Annotated in this window: 15 protein-coding genes and 3 pseudogenes; all 18 read left to right on the forward strand. The window is 38.8% G+C overall.

Annotated features, from left to right (window positions below):
* The first annotated feature begins 39 nt into the window (after positions 1 to 39).
* The 18 genes and pseudogenes from LI149_RS11450 (at position 40) to LI149_RS15475 (ending at position 24,686) form a co-directional block, all read left to right on the forward strand.
* Positions 40 to 9,396, forward strand: coding sequence for a DNRLRE domain-containing protein (locus LI149_RS11450; RefSeq protein ID WP_227143371.1), 9,357 nt, complete (start codon positions 40 to 42; stop codon positions 9,394 to 9,396).
* Positions 9,397 to 9,462: 66 nt separating this feature from the next.
* Positions 9,463 to 10,323 carry a contact-dependent growth inhibition system immunity protein gene (locus tag LI149_RS11455; RefSeq protein ID WP_007884653.1) on the forward strand — a complete coding sequence of 287 codons (861 nt, stop codon included), beginning with the start codon at positions 9,463 to 9,465 and terminating at the stop codon, positions 10,321 to 10,323.
* A gap of 17 nt (positions 10,324 to 10,340) precedes the next feature.
* Positions 10,341 to 10,967 carry a hypothetical protein gene (locus LI149_RS11460; protein WP_007884654.1) on the forward strand — a complete coding sequence of 209 codons (627 nt, stop codon included), beginning with the start codon at positions 10,341 to 10,343 and terminating at the stop codon, positions 10,965 to 10,967.
* A gap of 327 nt (positions 10,968 to 11,294) precedes the next feature.
* Positions 11,295 to 11,729 carry a hypothetical protein gene (locus LI149_RS11465; protein WP_007886453.1) on the forward strand — a complete coding sequence of 145 codons (435 nt, stop codon included), beginning with the start codon at positions 11,295 to 11,297 and terminating at the stop codon, positions 11,727 to 11,729.
* A 534-nt stretch (positions 11,730 to 12,263) separates the two neighbouring features.
* On the forward strand, positions 12,264 to 14,231 hold the full coding sequence (locus tag LI149_RS11470; protein ID WP_110102393.1) for an ATP-dependent DNA helicase: 1,968 nt from the start codon (positions 12,264 to 12,266) through the stop codon (positions 14,229 to 14,231).
* Positions 14,232 to 14,386: 155 nt separating this feature from the next.
* Positions 14,387 to 15,511, forward strand: coding sequence for a tyrosine-type recombinase/integrase (locus LI149_RS11475; RefSeq protein ID WP_006426957.1), 1,125 nt, complete (start codon positions 14,387 to 14,389; stop codon positions 15,509 to 15,511).
* A 697-nt stretch (positions 15,512 to 16,208) separates the two neighbouring features.
* Positions 16,209 to 17,270 (forward strand): tyrosine-type recombinase/integrase, encoded by a 1,062-nt coding sequence (locus LI149_RS11480; RefSeq protein WP_226853056.1) that lies wholly within the window; start codon positions 16,209 to 16,211, stop codon positions 17,268 to 17,270.
* A complete protein-coding gene (locus LI149_RS11485) occupies positions 17,260 to 18,759 on the forward strand; it encodes a tyrosine-type recombinase/integrase (RefSeq protein WP_006426955.1) in 1,500 nt (499 codons plus the stop codon). The genes LI149_RS11480 and LI149_RS11485 overlap by 11 nt, the downstream gene beginning before the upstream one ends.
* Positions 18,734 to 19,117 carry a DUF6262 family protein gene (locus LI149_RS11490; protein ID WP_015513361.1) on the forward strand — a complete coding sequence of 128 codons (384 nt, stop codon included), beginning with the start codon at positions 18,734 to 18,736 and terminating at the stop codon, positions 19,115 to 19,117. Before LI149_RS11485 ends, LI149_RS11490 begins: the two co-directional genes overlap by 26 nt.
* Before the next feature lie 140 nt (positions 19,118 to 19,257).
* Positions 19,258 to 20,001, forward strand: coding sequence for a hypothetical protein (locus LI149_RS11495; RefSeq protein WP_006426953.1), 744 nt, complete (start codon positions 19,258 to 19,260; stop codon positions 19,999 to 20,001).
* A gap of 71 nt (positions 20,002 to 20,072) precedes the next feature.
* A pseudogene (locus LI149_RS11500) lies at positions 20,073 to 20,330 on the forward strand (cupin domain-containing protein); the annotation flags it as partial.
* Positions 20,331 to 20,342: 12 nt separating this feature from the next.
* Positions 20,343 to 21,206: an aldo/keto reductase gene (locus LI149_RS11505; protein WP_227079063.1), complete on the forward strand. Its 864-nt coding sequence runs from the start codon at positions 20,343 to 20,345 to the stop codon at positions 21,204 to 21,206.
* A gap of 141 nt (positions 21,207 to 21,347) precedes the next feature.
* Positions 21,348 to 21,800, forward strand: a complete 453-nt coding sequence (locus LI149_RS15630) for an AAA family ATPase (protein ID WP_227079066.1) — start codon at positions 21,348 to 21,350, stop codon at positions 21,798 to 21,800.
* A 369-nt stretch (positions 21,801 to 22,169) separates the two neighbouring features.
* Positions 22,170 to 22,352 (forward strand): annotated as a pseudogene (locus tag LI149_RS11515) (ZIP family metal transporter); the annotation flags it as partial.
* Between the two features lie 53 nt (positions 22,353 to 22,405).
* A pseudogene (locus tag LI149_RS11520) lies at positions 22,406 to 22,804 on the forward strand (ketopantoate reductase family protein); the annotation flags it as partial.
* Between the two features lie 185 nt (positions 22,805 to 22,989).
* On the forward strand, positions 22,990 to 23,691 hold the full coding sequence (locus LI149_RS11525; RefSeq protein WP_227079064.1) for a transglutaminase family protein: 702 nt from the start codon (positions 22,990 to 22,992) through the stop codon (positions 23,689 to 23,691).
* A 40-nt stretch (positions 23,692 to 23,731) separates the two neighbouring features.
* Positions 23,732 to 24,385 (forward strand): class I SAM-dependent methyltransferase, encoded by a 654-nt coding sequence (locus LI149_RS11530; protein ID WP_227143372.1) that lies wholly within the window; start codon positions 23,732 to 23,734, stop codon positions 24,383 to 24,385.
* 175 nt (positions 24,386 to 24,560) lie between these two features.
* Positions 24,561 to 24,686, forward strand: a complete 126-nt coding sequence (locus tag LI149_RS15475; RefSeq protein WP_255647478.1) for a hypothetical protein — start codon at positions 24,561 to 24,563, stop codon at positions 24,684 to 24,686.
* Positions 24,687 to 24,965: the final 279 nt, after the last annotated feature.

A 24,965-nucleotide genomic window follows, 5' to 3' on the forward strand; every position in this document is an offset into this window, starting at 1 on the left:
GGAATTATAGAAAAAGATTACAAGAGGGAGAAAGAGACTATGAAGAGGTTTCGAAAGTCGGCTATAGCCTTAGTACTTGCACTCCTGATGGCACTACAGGGAACAGAGCCTATTTTTGTACAGGCAAAAGAGGCCATTGAGGATGTACAGAAGAATGCAGATTTCTCCAGACCAGAGGCTTTGACGGAAGAGGAAGCAGGGATTACAGATTCCACATCTGGAGAACAAGATAAGAGTCAGCAGTCTGATGCGGACGTACAAAATGAAACGACGCCATCAGAAGATACAGAGACGCAGGAAGAACAGACAACTCCAGCGGAAGAAACAGAAGAAAATCCGCAGGAAAAAGAAGTGGAGTTGAAAGAACCACAGGATTACTATCCGATTCCAGAAGAACCGGAAGGTGAACTGATTGATTATGATGCCATTTCCAAGACTTATAAGACAGGGGACAAGCAGTATACAACCGTTTATGGAGGTTATGTCGGAACTTATAAGAATGAGGATGGAGATACCGAGCTGGTTGATAATACACTTGTAAAACCAGAAGAAGCAGATACTCCGGCATCCGAAGAAGCACAGGAAGCCAGCAGTGTAGTGGCAACTGAAGAAAAGGAAGAGAAAACAGAAGTTTATCAGAACAAGGCAAACGATTATGCTATCCTTCTTCCGGAACAGATGTCAGAAGAGAATGGTGTAACGATTGAAAATGGAAAGACCAGAATCGGGATCATTCCGGTAGATGGAGATTATACACATTCCGTTATTAAAGACAATGCGATCCTTTATAATGAAGTTTACGAGGGCGCAGATGTTCAGTATACAGTACTGGATTCCAGCATTAAGGAAGATATCGTACTTCAGCAGCCAACAGACAGGGAAGTCTATGAATACGAGCTGCAGATTCCGGGGTATCAGGCAGAAGTAAAAGACAATCAGGTCTATATCTATCCGGAAGGGAAGACAATCAAAGATGCGAAGTATCTTCTGGAGACGCCATCAATGGAAGATGCTGCCGGGGAAATCAGTTTCCTGATCACATTGGAACTTCGGGAAGAAGATGGAAAAACAATCCTGACCGTAAAACCAGATAGGGATTGGCTTTCGGCAGAAGAACGTCAGTATCCGGTCAGGATCGATCCGACACCAGTAGAGATTCAGAAGAGTTCCTTTAACATGATCGGTGTGGAAGAGGGAAGTCCTACCAGTCAGATTGGTGACAACAATTATCCGTATGTCGGATTTGATGATGGTATTAAGTCTGGGAACCTTGCAGGATTTGGTACTGCACACCAGAACTGCCGGACTTATATCAAAGTAAATTCAAATTTTAGTCAGATTCCGAAAGATTCCAAAATTGACAGTGCAACATTTGCAGTCAGTCAGAAAACTGCATACAGTGGTGGTGCATCCCAGTTTGGACTTTATCGTGTAGATCAGTCGTGGAACACCTCCATCACATGGAAAACAAAACCAGTAAATCTTACGTTTCAGGATGTACAGAATGCAAGTACCAGCAGGAACAGCTATATCAATTATGACGTCAAAGATCTGGTCAATGACTGGGTGCAGGGAACTCATGCGAATAACGGATTTGCACTGGTAGCCATTGCCGAGGCAAATAACCTTGGAGCTTCTATGCAGTGTGAGGTACTGAATAACAGGGCATCCGTTTATGGACCGAAACTCAGCATCCAGTGGTCACCGGCTGAAGATCCATATCTGCGAGATATGTCACTGGATGAAACAACGATCCTGCTTCGCCCGATGACAGAAAAGAATACAAATGGAAAGCTGAAGTTTGATGCCGTATTTGCAGACGGAATTGCAAAGAGCAAATCTACAGTAGAATATTATCTGCTTCCAGATGAGGAAAATGAAGAACATCACGAAACAGATGCAAAACCATTGTATTCCTATCCAGACAGTACTGAATACAATAAGCAGTTCCCGGAGGCGAATAAGTATTACAGCAAAGATTCCAACTGGCAGAGTGCACTGTATTCAGGGCTGACGAAGGACAAGCTTTATAAGATCAAAGCAAAAGCATCGAAAGAGATTGATGGAAAGCTGGAAACAGGAAAAGAAGTGACCAGTGACAGCTTTGTGATCTATGAAGTGAAGCAGTTTGATACATTCCCGAAGATTGCAAAATATTATGGTGTTCCGCTTAAGAACATTATGAAAGACAATCAGGTTATGGACGCACTGGTAGTCGCAAATAACACGATCTTTATCCGTAACCCACAGACAAATGTTCCATATAGTCCTGCACCGCTTACCGATCAGGATAAGATGCGGATTGACGGAGCATTGATGGGAAGAGGCCTGCACTGTGAATTTGGATTTGAACCAGTCAACTTAAATACTGGTAACTTCTACATGGATCAGTCCGATGCGACGATGAATGAACTGAATGGAGAATTCTCCATTACAAGAAGCTACAATTCCAAAGGAACAGACCAGCATTCCATGTTCGGACGTGGATGGAGCTTTAACTATGACCAGTCACTTTCTCAAATGGAGGACGGAAGTCTTCTGTATATGAGAGGGGACGGAAGTTATCTGATCTTTGATAAGAATGAAGATGGAAGCTACACTACTCCGGATGGTTATGTATATGATTTAAAAGCAGTCAGCTATAAAGATACAGACCATGACTACATCGGATGGGAACTGACAGATGCGGATCAGAGCGTCTGGTCATTTGATAAATATGGAATTTTACGTTATGTAACGGATGTGAATGGATTTAAGACAGTATTAGATTATGACGATGATTATAATCTGAGTAAGATTACAACACCATCCGGAAAAACATTCGGGGTAAAACAGGATAAATTCGGGCATATCAAGGAACTGTCTCTTCCAGATGGTGGAAAAGTTTCTTACAAATATGATGAGCAGGGAAATCTGATATCTGTAACAGATCCGAATGGAACAACAAAAGAGTACAAATATGATGATGACAGCCGTATGACAAGCTGGAAAGATGAGAATGGCAATACGGTTGTAAAGAATACTTACGATAAAGAAGGAAGAGTTGTAGAGCAGACTGATGCAGAAAAAGGAACGGCAACTTTCAAGTACGGAAAGAGTTCTACTACAACAACGGATAACGAAGGAAATAAGACCGTTTATCATTATGATGATCAGTACCGCACAACATCCATTGAATATCCGGATGGAACAACCTGTGAAAAGACTTATAATGCAGAGAATCAGCTTGCTTCCGAAACGACAGCAGCCGGAACAAAAACTTACACTTATGATGCATTTGGCAATGTAGCAACGGAGACAAGAGAGGATGGAAAGACAGCCTCTTATACTTATAATGAGCAGAATAAGCTGACCAGTGCAACTGGATATAACGGAGCAACGGTTACTTACAGTTATGACGGTAATGGAAATATGGTCACATCTACAAAACCGGATGGAACAGCCATTACCTATACTTACGATGACAAACATCGTATGGTATCCCAGACAGACGGCAGAGGTGTCACAACAACGTATTCGTATGACGGACCGAACATGACCGGATATGTGGATGGAAATGGAGCAGCATGGGGATTCACGTATGACGCGATGAATCGTGCAGTTACCATGACAGATCCACTTGGAAATGTAACCTCGAACAGTTACGATGCGAATGGCAATCTGACTTCCAAGACAGCAGCCGATGGCGGTGTGACCGCTTATACGCTGGATGGTGTGGGAAATATTACAGCAAGTACTGACGCACTGGGGAATACCACCACTTATACTTATGATAAGATGTACAACATGACCAGTGGTACAGATCCGAAAGGAAATCAGATCAGCTACGTTTATGATAAGAATTATCAGCAGGTCAAAGCAACCGATGCAAAAGGAAATACAATTACTTATAAGTATGACAGCATGGGACGTGTCATAGAAGAGAGTAATAAAGATTTTGGAACAAAGCTCTATGAATATGACAAAGCAGGAAATCTGAAAAAATATACCGATGGAAATGGAAATGCAACCGTATCCAAGTTTGATTCCCTTGGACAGGTGCTTCAGTCCAAAGATGCAGTTGGTAATATAACCAAATATGAATATGACGCATTAGGAAATGAAACCAAGATTACTTATGGAGATGGAAGCAGCCATTCCAAGGAATATGATAACTGCGGAAGACTCGCTAAAGAGACAGATGAATTAGGTGCAGTTACCACTTATACTTATGATGCGGCAGACAATCTGGTATCAAAATCAGATGACAGTGGAAGAACCTGGACTTATACCTACGATAATACAGGAAACCGCTTAAGTGAAACCAACCCAGAAGGTGGAACTACCACATATACTTATGATAAAGCAGGAAATCTGGTATCTTCTACCGATGAAGAGGGAAGAACAGATACTTATGCTTACGACAAGGCAGGAAATCTGACTACATCCAAAGATGCCCTTGGATATACCGTATCCATGAAGTATGACTTAAATGGAAATCTGGTATCCTCTACCGATGAAAATGGAAATACCAGTACCATGACTTACGATGGTAATGGAAACATGACATCGGTAAGCGATGCAAAGGGCAACATTACAGCAATGAAATATGATTCCACCGACAATCTGGAACAGACGGTGGATGCCCTGAAAGGAAAGACCACTTACGAATACGATTCACAGGGCAACAGCACAAAGATGACAGATGCCCTCGGCAATGCGTATAGTTATGTGTATGATAAAGAGGGAAATAACACATCCATAATACTGCCGACAGGGGACAAGGTGCTGATGGAGTACGATGCCATCGGACAGCTTGTAAAATGTACGGATGCACAGGGACTCGTAATTACCTATCAATATGACGGAGCAGGCAACCTGATCCATTCCTCCGACAATGGTGGAAACAGTATGGATTATACTTATGATGGTGCCGGAAATGTACTGACACAGACCGATGAACTTGGCAGGACAGCAACATACAAGTACGATCAGTACGGCAGACTCCTGAAACTTACTGAAGCAGACGGAAGTATCACATCTTATGAATATGATGTTATGGACCGCATTACAGCGGTAACGGATGCGGAAGGTCATAAAACAACCTTTACCTACGATAAAGTCGGCAACCAGTTATCCATGACAGAAGAAGAGGAAGCCACATATAAATACGCTTACGATAAGAAAGATCGGGTTATTTCTCAGACAAATCCACTGGGAGCATCCAGCACCTTTAAGTATGACGGAAATGATAATGTGACGGAATCTGTCGATGAAAACGGTACGGTTACCAAGTATGCTTACGATAAAAATGACAATCTCGTATCCCAGACAGACGGAAATGGAAATACGACAACCTACCAGTATGATGAACTGGACCGCAAGATCGGTGAGACTTCTCCGTTAAAAGAAACAAATGAATACCGTTATGATGCCATTGGAAATCTTACCAAATCAAAAGATCCGATGGGACTCATTACCGAATACAAATATGACAGCCTGAGTAACATGACGGAACAGATTTCTCCAAAGGGAGCAGTTACCAAATATGATTACGACAAGCATGGCAATGTCATTTCTGTAACGGATGCAAAGGGAAATGAGACACAGTACAGTGTTGACCTGAATGACAATGTCACAAAGATGACACAGGCGAATGGTGGAGAGTATACCTATAGTTATGATAAAGCCGGACGTCTGAAGAGTATGACCAGTCCACTGGGTTATACTAAAAATTTCTCTTATGATAAAGTGGACAACGTGGTAAAAGAAAGCGACAGCTTAAAGAGTACCACTACTTATACTTACGATAAGCTCCATAACATGAAGTCTTCTACCAATGCACTGGATGGAACAACCAGCTTTTCTTATGATAAGTATGGCAATCTGGTGAAGGAGACAGATCCGCTTGGACGGAGCAATACCTACAGTTATGACCTGGCAGGTCAGATGACTTCTGCAGCTGATCCGCTTGGTAAGATAACTGCTTACACTTACGACCCGGCAGGAAATATTACTGAGATCACCAAACCGGGTGGAAGAAAGACCAGCTATGGATATGATAAGAATTATAATGTTACATCTGTAACAGATCCGATGGGCTATGTTGCAAAGACAGTCTACGATAAAGACAACCGTGTAACAGAAGAGACCGATGCACTGGGGCAGAAGGAATCCTATACCTATGATAAGGACAGCAGGGTAACTTCTATTACAGACAAGCGTGGATTCACAACGGGATTTGATTACGATGCACATGGGAATATTCAGGTTGTTACAGATAAGACCGGATTAAAGAGCCATCTGGAATATGACAAGAATGACAACCTGACCAAAGTAACTGATGCCCTTGGCGGTGTAACAACTTATGGTTACGACAACATGGATAACCTGGTGACCTTCACCAATGCAGCAAATAAGACAACGAATTATACTTATGACTTAGAAGGCAACCTGACATCCATCAAAGATCCGGCAGGAAGAACGGAGAAATTCGACTATGATGAAAAAGGCAGACTGACCGGACATACACAGGCAAGCGGCAAGAAAACCACGTATGATTACGACAAACTGAATGACCTGTTGGAGAAATCTTATCAGGACGCAAAAGGCGAGACATCCGAAAAGGACGTGACCTACGCATATAACAGTGCCGGGGAACGGGTATCCATGAAGGATCAGACAGGCAAGAGCAGCTACGAATACGATGCACTTGGAAGAATCACCAAAGTGACAAGCGGTTCGAAAAAGGATGTCAGCTACGTTTATGATGACGCAGATAATCTGCAGGCAATCGTATACCCGGATGGGACAAAGATCAGCTATGAATACGACTTAAATGATAATCTGGTAAAACTGACAGACCGTAATAGAAAAGTAACCACTTACAAGCATGATGCACTGAACCGTGTGACAGAAGTTACTAGAAGTAATGGAACAAAGACGGAAGTATCTTACGATGCAGAAGATCATATCACAAAGATTGTGAATACCTGTGGTTCCTGCGGCAAAGTAATCAGTACTTATGAGTACAAGTACAATGATCAGGGATATGTAGTTGGAGAAACAGCTACGGAACTGGAAGCTGGAACAAGAAAGACGCCAAGCTGGGAAGACTGGTACAACTGGGGCGATACACAGAAAGAGACAGACAAAGCAGACTGTGAGCATCAGGAAAAAGAGATCCAGACGACACGTACCTATGAATACGATGACAACTGGGAACTGACACGCTGTACAGAAAAAGCAGAGGGCGGTAAAAAGACAGTCCATAATTATACTTATGACAAGATTGGAAACCGGACCTCTTACGAGAAGATCGAGGATGGTGTCAGCAAAGCAAAATATAACTATAAGTACAACGATTCCAACCAGCTCATCAAACGCACCAATGCAAAAATCTGGGGCGATCCGGGAACAACCTACAGCTATGATAAAGATGGCAATCTGATCCAGGAATGTGATAAGACAAACAGTGCAGATCCGGTTACTTATGAATACACAGCAGAGAATCGTTTGGCAGTAGTAAAACAGGGTGGAACAGTCCTGATGGCAGCCATGTACGATGGAGATAACAACCGGGTATTCGAACTTGATAACACCTATAAATGGGAAGACTGCTATGGCGATGAAGTCCTGATCCCGGCGAACCAGCGTACCGAAGATGGAAACAGCCCGAAAGAGCAGCTTGCCTCTCTGGTAAAAGGCGGTTCCAATGCCAAAGGATACACACTGACAGAGTATATCAACGATATCAATCGCGAGAATACAGAAGTCCTTGCAGAGTATGGAGCAGACGAGAAAGTACGTCAGGCTTATACTTATGGAGAAAGTGGAATCGGAGAACGTATAAGCGTTGATAAATCCACAGAAAGCAGTTATTATTTATATGACGGAAGAAACAGTGTGACCGGAATCCTGACCGAAACAGCTAATCTGACGAACAGTTATCAGTATGATCCGTATGGAAACCTTACATCAGGAACAGCAGATGGTGTCAATTACTACGGTTACAATGGGGAGTCCACAAATGTAAAAACAGGACTTCAGTATCTGCGGGCAAGATACTATAACGCAGAGAACGGAACCTTTACAACTGAAGATAGTGACCTTGGAACGACAGAAAATCCATTGACCAGAAACCGCTACGATTATACGACCAATAATCCGCTGAATTACAGTGATCCGACAGGACATTCATTGTGGAGCAGGATTAAGAGTACAGCTAAAAAAGCAGCGAAAGCAGTCAAGAGTGTCGGCAAGAAAATCGTTAATACTGCGAAAAAGGTAGTCAAAACAGTAGTAAATACAGCTAAGAAAGCAGCAAAAACTATTGTTAACACAGTGAAGGGGGTAGCAAAAACTGCCAAAAATGCAGCTAAACATGCAAAACAGACATATCAATCTGTGAAAAATCGTGTAACCAGTAGCAGTACATATCAAAAGATCACATCCAGAGGAAGTCAGTTTATTCGTTCTGTAAGCAATGGGGTACAGAAAATTGGAAAAACTTATACATCTTTCAAATCCTATGTTTCAGAAAGAACGGCAGAAATCCGCTCAGAAGTGGTACGACATATGTGTACGACAACAAATCGTATTACAGATAAGCTTGGAAAAGTAGACTGGAATGCGGTGAAAAAAGTAGCCATTGGTATAACTGCGGTTACAGTTTCTGGTCTTGTAGTTGCTGCAACAGGCGGTTTGGCTGCAGGAGCAGTTCTGGCAGCATTGCCAGCAATGGGTGGCTTAGGAACGGCGATGGTTTCAGGAGCAGTTATTGGAGCTATTGGTGGAGCTTCATATAGTGCAGTGAATTCAGGTTTGTCTGGAAATAGTCTGAAACAAGTAGCAAAAGATACGTTAGTCGGTGGTATTGCAGGAGCAGTGACAGGTGGCGTTATGGGTGGCCTTAGTTATGGGGCTGGGAAACTTTTGAATGTAGTAAGGAGTGCAGGAAGTACCCATAATGATGGGATTGATAAATCGTTTAAAAAATTAGTTGCAGAAGTAACCGAAACAAAATTGCCAGAAGGCACTTGGGAAAAACCACCATTAGAGCGAGGAGATATTATTGACAAAGCTATGGGAAATAACTTGGGACACAATTTCCCGACCATAGATAAAGTAGAAAATGGTGTTGTGACTAGTGTTAAAAGCCGAGACTTAGGTGCAAAGACTTATCAAAATGGTAATAAATTGGAAAAGGTAATTGTCAAGGACATTAATAAAGTTTCAGGATTTATAGGAGAAACATTTAATGGTAAATTTGTTAATGCGGAAGAAATAGTGGGTAGACAATTACAAGTAGTTGTTCCAAATGTAACATTAAGCGAAGCTCAGATAAATGCAGTTAATAATGCTACAAAACATGGTATTGATAAAGGTGTTAAACTCATTATTACAGTAGGAAAATAATAGCAAAGTAAATAGCTTAAGGGGAATATTTTATTCCCCTTAAGTAATAGAGAGGAGAAAACGGATATGATTTCTGTATATTATAATCAAAAATATGGTTTCTTAATTGTGCCTAATGCCATTGAAAGGTTTATGGGATGTTATATTTCTATCGAACCTACAATTGAAATTATGGCTGAAGAAACAATAGATAAGATAGGCTGTGCAATTAGAAAAGGAATAAAAATTGCAGAAAGTTCCCCAAAAGTAGACGAATCTCAATTAAACAATTTTTGGAAACAAACAAAATATAAAAGTTTTCCAACATTTTCCAAGAATTATCAAAGAATTGATTTGAAACAAAATGGAGATGAATTAGAAATTAGAAGATGGGAACGGAATAATAGAGGGGGATATTCGCGAAAAACGGAAGAAAAAGATTATATTAATTTTATAGAAATGTCGGATTATGAATTGGGCTTGTTTATAAAAAAAATGTTTGAACCATGTGAAATTAGAATTGATGAAACAGAAAGATTTGAAACATTAGAGGGGAAAATAATTAGTTATTCGATTCCAAATGAGCATTATAAAAATATTGGTGATGGTCATACAGATTCTTATATGACATATAGAAATGAAGATTATGATAAGTTGTATATTTCTTTTTTGATAGGTGATGGAACTGATTGTACAGATGAAGTAAGCATAAAAAATCATTACAAAAAAATATACAAGCAAATGTCGAATATTAAATTTGAAAGTAAATGTAATAAAAAATATGTACATTTTTTAACAGAAAATGGAGAAGTATTGCTGAGTTTTATTGATAATGGTTATGTGGAGTTTTTTATGTGCATTCCATATAATATTGAAAGAAAAGTTCAAAAGGAGTCAATAGAACAGTATTTAAAAATGTTATTTTCGATAAAAATTGAAGATAAATAAAGCGTGAAGGAGAGAATATGCAAAAGAAGAATTGTGTTTTGTGCATAAGTATAGGAATTATAGTATGTATATTGTTATCAGCTTGCTCCAGACAACCAGACTTTGATGCCAAATCCTACGTCCAAAGTTCTCTTGATGCACACTATCATGGAGAATATAAGGACTATGCGAATCTGTTAGAAATCTCGGAAAAAGATGCCAAGAAAGAAATCGAAGAGGATTTTAATGAGAGTATCCAACAGCAATTTGATGATTCCGATAACATTACGGATAAAGGAATTGCTGATTATGCGGAAAAACTGACAGAAGTAAAGAAACTGGCAAAATACAAAGTACAAGATGTGAAAGAAGAGGATGGAGTCTATACAGTAAGTGTACAAGTTGAACCATCCAATGTATTTCAGACATTGCAACAAAGCTCTACAGAGGTAAGCAATGAAAAAATAAAGCAGGGATTGGATGGAAATGATCCGGAAGTCTTTGCAGCTGTATTAACAGAAAGTGTCCAGAAGAGTCTTGAAAAGAACAGATATGGAAAAGCTGTTACTGTAAACGTATCCGTGGAAAAAGATAACTCAGGAAAATATGGTCTTTTGGATACAGAGATGAATAAGTTGGAAGCAGCGATGTTCCCAACAGAATAAGAATGAATGGAAAGCTATCAGAGGAAAAAAACTGGTAGCTTTCTTTTAAACTCCAAGACAAGAAAACTTGTTAAAAAAGCTATTGTAATAGTAGAAAAATTATAATAAATAATGGATGACAAGAGTCTTTTATTCATTATGAGAAAAAGAAGGAATCTCCTATGAACCAACAAGAAATATTCACGTAAGATGGAAAAAAGTGCTGTAATCGAAGAGGTTGCAGCATTTTTTTCTTCGACATTTTTCGAACATTATAACGTACCTATCCGGTCACCGCCATGCTCCGATTTGATTTCTATATCAAAAATCAGATCGGAGGAAAGATAAATGGCTTATAACAAGACAAGTGAAGAACGAAAGTGGAATTATTGGAAAGAACAGGAAGAAAAGAAATTGCGTGAACTGGGAATGGAAGAAGAGAAGATCCAAAAGCTGCGCCAGATGGACAGGGAAGACTTTCTGGAAGAGCGCAGATACCGGGAACATCTGGATGAAACGATGCAGGATATGGATTCCATAAAAGAAAAGGACAGCGAGCTGTTTGCAAGGGATGTAAAGGAGCTTCTGGATCACATAGGTGATAAGCGAATCTATGAACTATTGAAAGAAACGGAGCATCAGACACTGGAAATCCTCTTACTCAGTACATGGGGATATTCTGGAAGAGAAGTTGCTAAGATTATGGGAATGGCAGAACAGACGATTTATACCAAAAGAAACCGTTTGAGAAAAAAATTAAAAAATTTATCAAAAATTGAATAATTATGGCGTTTTTCGTCGGCTATTTAATAGGCAGGTAAATTTTGCCAGTGTACTTTGACAACCTCATACCAGCATTACAGGTACGTTCCCGTAAGTAGAAGCGTGGCAGGAAGACGCGAGGACAGATGAAAAGGGCATGGAAGAAATTAGACCAGAAAGTGAGAGGCAGAGTTCTTTTGTGGCGTTTTCGTTTCGAGCGAATCATCTTTAACTGAAACAGGACCGTGGCGGTCTTTTGCGAGGATCACTTACGAGGGGATAATGATACATAGGAACTGCCAGTGAGCAGAGGATGGACTTTGGGTTGTAATCAGCAAGACTTTTAGAAAATCCGTGAGCGGTGCAATGCCAAGCATCCGCCTGTAATGTTCCCGTAAGGCAATGGGGGAGTCGAGGACAAATACAACGCCAAAAATCAAAAGTATAAGAAATCAAGGAAGAATGTGTCGTTGATATCAGATACATACGGCTGTAGGGAGAAATCCTTTACAGCCGTATTGATGTGATATCAGCACGCATATCAGGTAACAAATTATGTATTACACAAGAGAATATCTCAATAGAGCGCATCGAGAAATTGATACTATTTTCCGAGTGCTGTTCCCGGAACATGGAATGGCAGTAAGGGAAGAACAGATTATGTTATGCCACAAAATGCTGGATAACCTGCTGGGAAGAAACATAGCACTGTGTGACGCGGGTGTCGGTATCGGCAAGACGTATGCCTATCTGGTGGCCTGTGTTCTGATGAGAAAATATTCCCTCCTTGCAGAAGGATGTTCCCCTTATGAGCAGCGTCCGGTCGTGATATCCACTTCCAGCATTGCACTCCAGAAAGCAATTCTTACAGAATATATCCCTTTTCTCTCCCGGATTCTTCAGGAGAACGGGACGATTCAGGCCCCTATTAAAGCTGTGATACGAAAAGGGAAAGAGCATTTTGTCTGCGATGAGAGGTTGGAGCACCGAATCGTTGCAATCGAAGAAAAAAACAAAAATGCGTTGCAGAAAGAAGCTCTGCTGTCGTTGAAAGAACATTATGATATGGACGAAGTGTCCAACTTAAGTGGGTTTGACAGAAGGATGGTGAGTGTACCGAAGTTCTGTTCGGGAGACTGCCCGAAAAGAGGCTCATGCAGGTATCAGCAGTATCTGGAGCGTTCCAGAGATCATGAAATGTTCATTCAGATCTGTAATCACAATTATCTGCTGGCTGATGGTTATCACAGGCTGCAGGATTACCGCCCGTTATTAAAAGACTACCGAGCATTGATTGTCGATGAAGCACATAAGCTGCCGGATGCGGCAAAGCAGATGTTTGGGAAGAGCCTCTGTTATGACGATATCCGAGAAATCTGCTTTTATCTTGGGAATGAGTACCAAGGCCCGGAGATAAGAAAACTGTCCGGGACGATCCGGATGGTGCTGGACATCATAGGAGAAAACCACAGAACCAGATATGGGATAAAAGAAGAATTCCACATGACAGAAGAGTGTGCAATGTATTTATATGAGGGGATACAGACCATGAATAAGATCATAGAAAAATTAGAAAAGAAGATTCCAAAGTGGATCAGAAACAAGCTGGAAGAAACCAAAAGTGTGCTGGAATGCTTTTTCCATCAGGATAAGAAGTATGTGCTGCATCTGAAGCAGGACCATGACCACCGGATTATATTGTGTGCATCCAGCAGACGGATTCCACAGTATCTGGACCAGATGTTATGGAGCAGAGGAATGGGAGCGATTCTGACAAGCGGAACTTTAAAAACCGGACAGGGATTTTCCCACATTCGGAAAATGACAGGATTACAGAGAGTGCGGAGAGTCCGGGAATATGTGGCAGACTCCCCGTTTGAATATCAGAAGAACTGTCTGTTATATCTGCCAAAGAATTTGAAGACATGCAGAAGAGAAAGTCAGGAAGAGGCAGAGATGATAGCAGACCATATCCATTCACTGATCTGTTCGACTTACGGGCATACGCTAGTGCTGTTTACATCTTATCATTTGATGGGAAACGTTTACCAGATGTTAAGGGATGAAATTCCGTTCCCGATGATAGAGGTGTGGAGACATTCACCGGAAGAGATCACAAGATTTAAACAGATGGACAATGCTGTCCTTTTTGCAGCCGGCTCCTGTTGGGAAGGAGTAGACTTCCCTGGAGATATGGTATCTTCGCTGATTATAGTAAAACTGCCCTTTGCTGTTCCTGATCCCATCAGTGAAGCACAGAAGAAGGAATATGCCAGCCTGAAAGATTATATTCAGGCAGTGATTGTTCCAGACATGCAGAAAAAACTAAGACAGGGATTCGGACGTGCTCTCCGCACCGAGACAGATACTTGTGTCGTGTCCATTTTAGACGAGCGTGCAGGAGAAGGTGGCAGGTATCATGAGGAAGTAATGTGTGCGCTTCCGAGCTGCAAGATGGCAAAAGATATCAAGGATGTCCAGCACTTTATTCGAAACCGGAAAGGCGTGGAATACTACCTGTAACCGTTCGTGGTTCTGCTACAGAAAAAGCAGATTTTGCACGAAAAGTTTGGTGGTATTTCAAGGGCGTTTTCGGTGGGATTGTTGGTATTGATGAATAGCTATTTCGGCATGAAGTGGGTATACTGTGTATAGCGTTAGAGGAAAGGAGGCAGCTTATGATATACAAGGTGGAAACGATAAAAGATGGAACAGAAAAATATTTTTTCATCAGAAATCTGGAAACAATGAGTATTGAAGAACTGCCAAGTAAATATCTAATGCATAAGATTAAATGTAAACGTTCACCAAATACAGTGAAACGCACAGCATTTTCAATCTGCTATTATATGAAATATATGGCAGAGAAAGAAATGGAACTCACAGAAGTCTATCAGTTAGATTATGAAAAACAGACAGAACACTTTGTGGAATTTTTATACTGGCTTAAAGCCGGAAACCATACAGAGCAAACGGCTGGAGAAAAGAAGTGTCCGAATGAAGGAACCTGCAACGCATACTTAAAAGATGTGTTCAGGTTCTATTTATTTATAGAGGCAGAATATGAACAGTACGGAAGTCTCAAAACCTTATCGTATAACCAGATTATAGCGGTTAATCAGGTGGGAGTAAAAAAGGTACTGCGGAATCATTCTTTTAAAGCCTATCTGAAGGAAGAGGAACATCGTGGGAGAACAGCAAAAGAAAATCAGATTATTACAATTTTACAGGCCTGTACGAACCGAAGAGATCAGCTTCTGTTACTTATGTTAGCAGAAACCGGATACAGAATTGGGGAACTACTGGGAGTAAAATATGTCAAAGATATTGATTATAGGAATCACATGATAAGGGTATGCTTCCGGGAAGATAATGAAAATGAAGCGAGAGCCAAAAATGCGGAATACAGAAGTGCCAAGATAAGTAATGATACGTTTGAATTTCTCATGGATTATCTGGCAAAATATCGGAAAATCCTGCAACATCAGGATTACCTGTTTGTGAATATCATGGGTGAGAACATTGGAAAGCCATTAAGAGTGGACAGTGTATATGATATGTTGGACCGAATGGAAAAGAAAACCGGAGTTAAAATCACACCCCACATGTTACGTCACTATTTTGCAAATATGCGAAAGCAGGCAGGATGGGAACTGGAAATGATCAGTCAGGCATTGGGGCATAAACATTTGGATACGACTATAAAGTATCTGGACTGGCTGGATGATGAACTGATAGAAGCAAGTAATGAGTTTTATGCACAACACACTGCTATTTATGGGGCGGAACGTCTGCTGGAGTAGGGAGGTGTGAGAAATACCTATATATTTATTGCAACAGGCAGAACACATAACAGAATCTGAAGTAGATATTGAGAAGAAAAAGCAGGAACTATATTCAGAAATTGATGCACTTGGAATAAAAAGCGATTCAAGAATTAACAAATTGAAAAAGTTCTTGGCAGATAGAAAAATCTGGCATCTGGAAGAAATGGATTATCCTTTGCGAAATTCGTATGAACAATATTTAAGAGGACAGATACGATCACAAATTGTATCTTTCTATTTGAAAATATATGATACGGTAAAACAACAACATATCTATCAACAAATGCAGACGCTAAATGGAAAGCGGATATATGAATGGAAATATCAAAATAAAATTTATTTTCTGAAGTATTATCCGGAAAAGGAAATAGCTGAGACCTTTGAAACTTCTTATAAAACAAACCTATTGGTGTGGGATTTTACACAAAATTGTTCAGAAGTTTTAAAGAAACAAATTTTTTATACGTTGAGTCGTATCATTGCCAATACTTCAATGTCTAAGGCTTATAGAAATGTCAGGTTAAAATCCTTAAAACTTCTTTATGATTCTTGTGTTCAGTTAAATATTACGGATATTGGATTGCTGGAAATGGAACAAGTGGAAACTATTTTAAAGAATTTTCCCGAAACGAGTCAACGAAGTATTTTAGGTGAATGCAGAAGAGATGCGTTTATGCAGCAGGAACAGATCCAATGGGAAGCAAATGTATGGTATCTGGAACGATTACATCTTGGAAAACATCGGATAGACGAAAGTAAATCCTTAATTAGCATTTCTTTTATGGAAGTCAAGGAAATACAGAATCGAGAAATTTTACAGGCATACATGAAATATGAACTGGGAATTACTGGACAGGCAGTCAGCACGATTGTACGAAGATTTGTATGTATTAGAAATTTTATTGAACTGCTGGAACAAGAAAAGATACTGGCGATTCATGCAACTGTCGCAGAAGTAAAAAAGTATGCAGACGGCTTGCGAGAACGGGGAATACAGGCAAAGGGATTTAATGAAAGAATTTTCGGTATCGGTCATTTTTATAAATTCATGGAAGTTAAACAGTATATTACAAGAATGCCATTCCGAATTGAATATTTCCAACAAAAAGAAGTAATAGTACATCATGATCGTAGCGTTGAGGAAACAGTATATATGGAAATTTTGAAAAAATTATATCTTTTTCCAGAGCGATTACGATGTATGTTCCTACATCTGTGGTGTCTAGGATTACGGGCGAGTGAAGTGTGTACATTGAAAGGAAATGCTTATTATCAGCAGGGCGAGGATTATTGGATTCAGGTGTATCAGGTCAAAATGAAGAATTATAAAAGGATTCCAATCCCACAGGCACTTTATCAGATTATGAAAGTATACTTGAAAAAACATGAAATTCAGCCTGAAGAATTCATTTTTAAAAACAGCAGAGGTGGTGCTTGTCTATATGGTACATTCCGAACTCAGATGATAGAAGCGTGCCGGGAAAATAAGATTGCAAATGGAGAATATTTATTTCAATCACACGATTATCGACATACAGTAGCAACTATGTTTTATGACAGTCATGTATCACTGCAAAGTATCAGGGATTATCTTGGACATACTTATGAAGAGATGACAAGACAGTATATTGATTATATGCCGCAAAGGATTGCAAAAGCAAATGATGAGTTCTTTGAAATGCAAGGAAGTAGTTTAGCATCATGGCTAAAGAAAGAGGAAAAAGATGGAAAATGATATTATATACTTCAGCGATTTCCCCAATTTACAAGAAACAGGGACACGTAAGGATAATGGAAAATTTGATTTAACGTTGCTTCCAACGCAAGAATTAAAGGAAGAGTTTCGAGGTTATATTATGTATCGCTGCAAAAACGGAACGTTTAGAGCATTGATTCAGGATCGAACAGCTTATAATCATATTGCAAAGTTTTTGAACAGCAGAATAAATCGGAGAATCAAAAGCCTTGGAGATAGAAATCCAGAAAAATGGATATCACTTTTAAAAGGCTGGATGTTAGAACAGGGAATAACTATTGTAAAAGAAAAGAAGAGTGTGTATGGTACAGTAAGCTATGGCGAAGCAGTGACGATATTATATTTCAGAAACGTACTGAAATTTTTAGGGCCAGAAGATTTACGGGATGAGATAGAAAAAGATGTTTGGGAACTAAAAAATCTGGATATTAAAATCAGATCCAATCCAATTTATAATGTAAAAACACTGGATTTCAGAAAAATATATCAGCCAGATATCAGGGAAGAATGTAAGAAAGCTGTTTATATGAATCTGCAGTATGAAGCAATAGGAACTGTACAGGGAGAATTGACAATAATGAGGATATTCTCAGAATATCTCCAAAAAGAGTATTCCAAAATAAAAAGCTGCAGTGAAATAGACAGAGAAGTGTTGGAAGAATTTTTGATACATCTGTCAACAAAAGATACTTCCCATAGTGCGAATAGTTCTTATGTAATTTCATTAAGACGACAGTTAGAGACAATCGGAAAAATTTACAGCTATGAAAGATTGGAGCATTTATTTATTAATACGGATATTCCACCGGAAGTAAATGCAGAATTTAGAGTGTATTCTGATGATGAAATGAAACGACTGAATGCGGAAATTACACAGATGGATGTACAGATTGCAAGATGTCTTCTGATACATCAGATGCTTGGAACTAGGATATCAGATACCCTTACACTGAGACCAGATTGTCTGACGAGAGAAAATGGCCAAGATATGATTGAAATATATCAAGTTAAAACTAAAAGATATAAAAAACCGATCAGTAAAGAACTTGCAAAACTGTTACAGAGTTCTATTGAATATACACAGGAAAAGTTCGGTGATACAGAATACATATTTGTTAATGAAAAAGAACCTGACCGCCCGATGCAGTATATGGCTATAAAAACAAAAGTCATGTCCATGATACAGGAAAAGCAGTTGAAAGATGATCATGGCGAATTATTCGGGTTTGGAACGCACATGTTCCGGCACTACTATGGCGTCAAACTTACAGAAATGCATCTGGATGACTGGACGATAGCGAGACTATTGGGGCATAAAAGACTGAATAATGTACAGCATTACCGGAAAATGAGCAATCAAAGAATGGCAGACGAAACCAGAGAAGTAAGACAGAGGATGAGTGACATCATATATATGAGTCTGGCAAGATGGGGTGAAGAATATGAGCAAATACGACAAGATGATTGAGGAAAATCAGAGAAAAAGTAAAGAGAAAATTGAACTGGCATTGCAAGCAATACAAGATATGCTGGCAAATAAAGAACGTATCAGCGTTCCAAAGCTGATGAAGAAAACTGGATTGTCGAGAGGATTCTTTTATAAAAATCCAACCGTCCGGGATACATTGAACCAAGCAGTAGAGCAACAGGCCGGAATGATAGATCCAAGAAGAGAAATTCTGAACATGGCGATGGAAAAACAGATTGAACTGTTGAACCAGAAGGTGGCAGCTCTGAGCAGAGAAAATAAGGAACTGAAGAGAAAGAACGAAAAGTTACAGAAGGCATTACGGAAACAGGATTTGAATTTTATTAAGAACTTATAACATTGAAAATAATAAGATGGAAGAGATGTGTGCAGACACATCTTTTCATCGTTGAGGATAAAATATATAGAATGAGAATGGGATTGTTTTATGGTATACTAAAAGTGAAATGCTAACTTTGATATGAGGTATAAAACAATATGACAGAAATACAAATTAAAAATTTAATTAAAGAATATGAAAAAGAATATATTGAGTTTATGGAAATTGAGAAATTACCACAGTATAAGATAGATTTTTTTGAAATTAATGTTGAGGAAAGCGATGCAGCAGGATTCGCTTCAGCCGCCCAAGCTTACTATAATACGAAAACAGATGAACATATATTAAGGATATGCAAAAGTTCGGAAATACCAAGGTATATTGTGTTTCATGAATTTACGCATATTTTAGATACGGAAATGTATGCAAAGCAAGATTCTTGGAAATATATGGCTTTGTCTGGTTATACAGAATATCATGCAGCACAAGTTGAATTGATGATAATGTTAGGAGCAGATAGTATACAAACTCAAGATTTTTCATTTACAGTTGATGTTGAAATAGGTAATAGTACAGTTAGGAATTACCTAAACTCAAGACATCAATTAGTAGTGAATATGATGAATAGAACAGATTTTCCAAGAGATATTGAAGCATTAAAAACAACGGTAGGTGTGCTATATAATTATTTTGGAGTGCGTTCTATATGTAAAATGTATGCGAAAGATTATACTGAAGAAGTGGATAACACAATTATTATTCAGAAACTTTCAAAAGTATTATTTGAAGAGATAAATAGCTTTATGGTTGGATGGTTTAATGAAGCACAAGTAGAGCTGAGCTTTGTGTCATATATGAAAATAATGTGGCCTATGCTTCAAAGCTATTTTGGAAAAGAATGAAAGATAGTAACAGTAAACACAGTTTTGTATACAGTTAAACCCAGTAAAATCAACGCATGAGGGGAACTGGCTACATTTTACATGCAAAAAGTGGAGGTGGACAGATCCTGGTATGTGTTGCCGGAAGAGGATATTATCAGGAAGAAGGTAAAGAAGCTGTAGAAATGAAGCCAGGTGACTGCATCAATATTCCGGCAGAAGTGAAACACTGGCATGGTGCCGCACCGGATGAATGGTTTTCACATCTGGCAATAGAAGTTCCGGGCGAAAATGGTTCTAATGAATGGCTTGAACCGGTAAGTGATGAAGAATATAGAAAACTAAAATAGGAGGTAGATGAAATGTTTGATAGAAGTATTGTATTGAATAATGGAGTGAAAATTCCACAGCTTGGGCTTGGAACCTGGTTTATTGATGATGATAAGGCTGCTGATGCTGTAAAAGCAGCAGTAGAGATTGGATATAGACATATTGATACTGCACAGGCATACGGCAATGAGCGTGGCGTTGGTGAAGGAGTAAGAACCTGTGGTATTCCGCGTGAGGAGCTGTTTGTTGTATCAAAGGTTGCCGCAGAGCATAAAACCTATGAGGAAGCGATGGCAGGAATCAATGAAACACTTGAAAAGATGGGACTGGACTATCTTGATATGATGATTATCCACAGTCCGCAGCCTTGGGTAAAGGTTAATCAGTGTGAAGACAGATATGTAGAGGGAAATCGAGCAGCATGGAAAGCTCTTGAGGATGCTTATAAGGTAGGAAAACTGAAGGCAATTGGAATTTCTAATTTTCTGATTGAAGATATTGCAAGTCTTCTTGAAACAGCAAAGATTAAGCCAATGGTAAATCAGATTCTTCTCCACATCAGTAATACGCCGATGGAGTTAGTAGAATATTGCCAGAAGAATAATATTGCTGTAGAAGCATACTCGCCAATTGCGCATGGTGAAATATTAAATCAACCGGAGATAACTACGATTGCAAAGAAGTATGGTGTGACTGTTCCACAGCTCTGCATTAGATATACGCTTCAGCTTGGTGCAATTTCTTTGCCAAAAACAGGTAATCCTGAACATATGAAGAGTAATGCCCAACTAGATTTTGAAATTAGTGCTGAAGACATGGAACTGTTAAAGAATTTTAAGAAAATTAAGAGCTATGGTGACAGTGGAGTTTTCCCTGTTTATGGTGGAAAGATGTAAGAAATTTAACAACAATCTGACAATCCGTTGGTAATCCCAATATTGAATAACAATTTAATGTCATTAATAGCAAAGCTATAAGATTTCAAAAATGGAGTCTTATAGATATTTTTTAGTAGAAAATAAAAAAATATCCGAAAGATTTATCTTTGTCTGGATAATGATACTGCCGGAAATGCAGCCTGTGAGAAGCTTACAGAAAAAATCCCAAACGATAAGATGGTGATGCGATTAAGACCTGCAAAGAAAGACTGGAATGAGTGTCTGATAGCAAGGATTGATAGAAAAGATATGGCAGAGAAGATCCCTTTGAAAAAGAAACAAGTACAGGAAGAAAATCCAATCCCAGTCATAAAAATGTCAGATGTGGAAGAAAAAGTAGTGCAGTGGTTATGGTATCCATTTATCCCATTTGGGAAAGTAATTCTGATCCAGGGAAATCTGGGGAAAGGAAAAACATGGCTTGCAATGGCACTTTGTGCATATTGTACAGCAGGGAGAGAACTTGCAAATGTTCTTCCAATCGAGCCATTCAATGTCTTTTACCAGACTGCAGAGGACGGAGTCGGAGATACGATCAAGCCAAGGCAATAACAGAGAAAAAGACAATGTCAGGAAAAGAGAAGAAACCGTCGATTCATGAACGCTTGGAAATCAATGGAGGTCATGGAGATTATTGTGACCTTCGGCTTTTTGTAAATTGTTGAAAGAATTATATTGTTGTATGATTACGTAAGTGATATACTTAAGCATAAGAAAACCGTGTGAAATTACAGTTTGCTTTTTTCGCGGTTTTCTTTATACTAGACAGTTAGCTATGACTAATGAAATGAAAGTATGAAAGATTATAGAATAACAGATATTAGGTAATATAATCAATAAGCTATAGAACTAATACTATACCGCTGAAGATAATTATTTTTGCCAATGAATTTTTTCGAGCATATATGGAAGGAAAATATAATGCGAATAAATATTTTTGAAGGTGTACAGATTCCGTTTGTTGGAACAACGATAGGATCAGCATGTGTGTTTTTTACGGCAGTTGTTGGGTTCTGGATTGGTATATTGTTTTTACTTGCACTTGATTATTTGATTCCACATCTTCATGTTGGAAGTGATCAGGCAGAGGGACCGAAAAGCAAGTTTGATGATGATCTTGGATGTGGCACTGGGGTAAGAGGAGAGGAATGATTCTTATGAGAATATTAATTTATGGTGCGGGTGTGATTGGATCTTTGTATGCGGCTTTATTTGCAGAAGCCGGTTATGATACAAGTATTTATGCCAGAGGTAAAAGACTTGAGGCTTTAAGAAATAATGGATTGCAATATAGGAAAAATCAGGAAGTAAAAAAGGCAGAAATCAGGATTCTTGGAGAACTACCAAACGATGATATTTATGACTTTGTCTTGCTTATTGTCCGGGAAAACCAGCTGTATGAAGCACTTATTGAATTGAAAAATAATAAAAGTAATACGATTGTTACAATGATAAATTCACTGGACAGTTACAATAAATGGGAAAACATTGTTGGAAAAGGGAGAATATTGCCGGCTTTTCCAGGAGCAGGTGGAAGTATAAATGATGATGGTATGGCTAATGAATACATTGGAAATGCCGTTGGCAAATATATGCGGACATGGAGATGTCCAGGTGCCAACAAGAGATGCGGTCATAAAATGTTGTAAAAAAGCAGGATTAAAAGTAGAAAGATTTGAAATTCGTAAAGGTATGCGAATGCATTGTGTTGTGAGAAAACCTATGGGGAAGGCGATAGGAAATGAAAGATAAGTATCTTAGGGAAACACGAATGGTTGATTTTTCTAATCCGGCAATTCAAAAACTTATTCAAAATATGAAATGGAAGGAAATGGGTGAATTTGAAAGGATTAAGGCAATCTACAACTATGTAAGAGATGATATTTTATTTGGATATAATATTGATGATGGAATTTCAGCTTCAAAAGTACTTGCAGATGGTTATGGACAATGTAATACAAAAGGAACTTTATTCATGGCATTTTTACGTGCCTGCAATATTCCATGCAGAATACATGGTTTTACGATTGATAAAAGCCTGCAGAAAGGAGCTATGACCGGGTTTGTTTACCGTAATGCCCCAACAAATATTTTCCATAGCTGGGTAGAAATTAATTTTGAAAATCAGTGGTACGAACTGGAAGGCTTCATTTTGGATAAAACCTATATAAAGAAGTTACAGGAACGAAATCCGGAATGTAAAGGTGCATTTTGCGGTTATGGAGTAGCAGTCAAGGATTTCAGAAATCTCATTATTGAATTTGATAGGAACAATACTTATATTCAGAGCGAGGGAATCAATCAGGATTTTGGTGTTTATGATTGTCCAGATGAACTATTGAAGGAACATCATCAAGAAATTTCAGCTTTTAAAGCATTTGTTTATAGACATATTGGAAGACACCTCATGAATCGTAATGTCAGGAAGATTAGAGAACGATAGTTTTAAGCTTTTAGAATGAAAATTAAATTTGGAGGGTACTATGGCAGACAAAATACAAAATGCTTATGAAACATCAAAAAATATATATGACGATGTTCTTACTCAAGGGAATATTTTCAGTAAACTGTATATTAAGTTATTTTGGAGTGGCACTGATGATAATGATATAGCACGAAAAGTTTTAGCATATGTTCCTGATGATTTTTCAGGAAATCTTCTTGATGTTCCGGTTGGAACTGCTGTATTTACGGAAAACAAATGGAGTTCCTTGAAAAATGCACATATTACTTGCCTTGATTACAGCATAGATATGCTTGATCAAGCCAGAAAAAGACTTGGCAGTCATGCACATATCAAATGTATTCAGGGTGATGTGGGGAATCTGCAAATGGAGAATGAATCTGTTGATACTGTTGTCAGTATGAATGGTTTTCATGCATTTCCTGACAAGCAAAAAGCATTTCATGAAATATGGCGTGTTTTGAAACCAGGCGGCAATTTCATTGCCTGCTTTTATATCAAGGGAAAATCAAAACGGACAGACTGGCTGGTAAAAAATATTCTTGCAAAGAAAGGTTGGTTTTCTCCACCGTTTCAGACGGAGAAAGAGCTGAGAAATATCCTTCAAAAACTATATAAAGAAACCGATGTCCATGTTGAAGGCTCGATGGTATATTTCCATTGTGTGAAGTAATGCAAGGATGCCGAGGCATTCTTGAATATAAAGTTTCAGATGATAAGTCTGGAACTTTATTTTTGTCCAAATGGATTACCAAGGTTCATTCAGGTATGGATAAAGCTTAATTCTCATGGTAAGATATAAAAAAGTTAGAGATGACTAACGAAGAAAATACAGCTATATGAAGGGAATGAGAAGAAATTTGAATGAGAATGAAATTGCAAATCTTGGAAGTAATGTGAAGCCTGTGATTCAGAATGAGAATTGCTCGGTCTTTATGCTGAATGATGCGACAGGAAAAATGAAAAACAATTAAATATAAAAATGTGCAAAAATGTTGAAAAATAAAGGTTTATCGCCTCAAATCCGTTGGCACGAAAGGAGATAAAAAAGTGGTCAAAATACTATTTATATGTCATGGCAGTGTTTAAGGGACGGAGCAAAAGCCTTGAGTTTATTGGGTTTCTTGGATGGAAATGTAGAATTTACACCTTTGGAAGATCGGATCGGTATAACTTTAAGAGTTGATGTAATTTAATTACTCAAACTTCCCACACCAATAAGGTGTGCTGAACCTTGATAACTCTATATTTCA

Source organism: Dorea sp. 210702-DFI.3.17 (assembly GCF_020560825.1).
Lineage (GTDB): Bacteria > Bacillota > Clostridia > Lachnospirales > Lachnospiraceae > Dorea > Dorea formicigenerans.

Bases quoted from the DNA above. Each gene is read 5' to 3' on its own strand.
- LI149_RS11475 (WP_006426957.1), top strand. From the start codon at position 14,387: ATGATATACAAGGTGGAAACGATAAAAGATGGAACAGAAAAATATTTT.
- LI149_RS11530 (WP_227143372.1), top strand. From the start codon at position 23,732: ATGGCAGACAAAATACAAAATGCTTATGAAACATCAAAAAATATATAT.
- LI149_RS11490 (WP_015513361.1), top strand. From the start codon at position 18,734: ATGAGCAAATACGACAAGATGATTGAGGAAAATCAGAGAAAAAGTAAA.
- LI149_RS11450 (WP_227143371.1), top strand. From the start codon at position 40: ATGAAGAGGTTTCGAAAGTCGGCTATAGCCTTAGTACTTGCACTCCTG.
- LI149_RS11525 (WP_227079064.1), top strand. From the start codon at position 22,990: ATGAAAGATAAGTATCTTAGGGAAACACGAATGGTTGATTTTTCTAAT.
- LI149_RS11505 (WP_227079063.1), top strand. From the start codon at position 20,343: ATGTTTGATAGAAGTATTGTATTGAATAATGGAGTGAAAATTCCACAG.
- LI149_RS11480 (WP_226853056.1), top strand. From the start codon at position 16,209: ATGCAGCAGGAACAGATCCAATGGGAAGCAAATGTATGGTATCTGGAA.
- LI149_RS11460 (WP_007884654.1), top strand. From the start codon at position 10,341: ATGCAAAAGAAGAATTGTGTTTTGTGCATAAGTATAGGAATTATAGTA.
- LI149_RS15475 (WP_255647478.1), top strand. From the start codon at position 24,561: ATGAGAAGAAATTTGAATGAGAATGAAATTGCAAATCTTGGAAGTAAT.
- LI149_RS11465 (WP_007886453.1), top strand. From the start codon at position 11,295: ATGGCTTATAACAAGACAAGTGAAGAACGAAAGTGGAATTATTGGAAA.
- LI149_RS11470 (WP_110102393.1), top strand. From the start codon at position 12,264: ATGTATTACACAAGAGAATATCTCAATAGAGCGCATCGAGAAATTGAT.
- LI149_RS11495 (WP_006426953.1), top strand. From the start codon at position 19,258: ATGACAGAAATACAAATTAAAAATTTAATTAAAGAATATGAAAAAGAA.
- LI149_RS11485 (WP_006426955.1), top strand. From the start codon at position 17,260: ATGGAAAATGATATTATATACTTCAGCGATTTCCCCAATTTACAAGAA.
- LI149_RS11455 (WP_007884653.1), top strand. From the start codon at position 9,463: ATGATTTCTGTATATTATAATCAAAAATATGGTTTCTTAATTGTGCCT.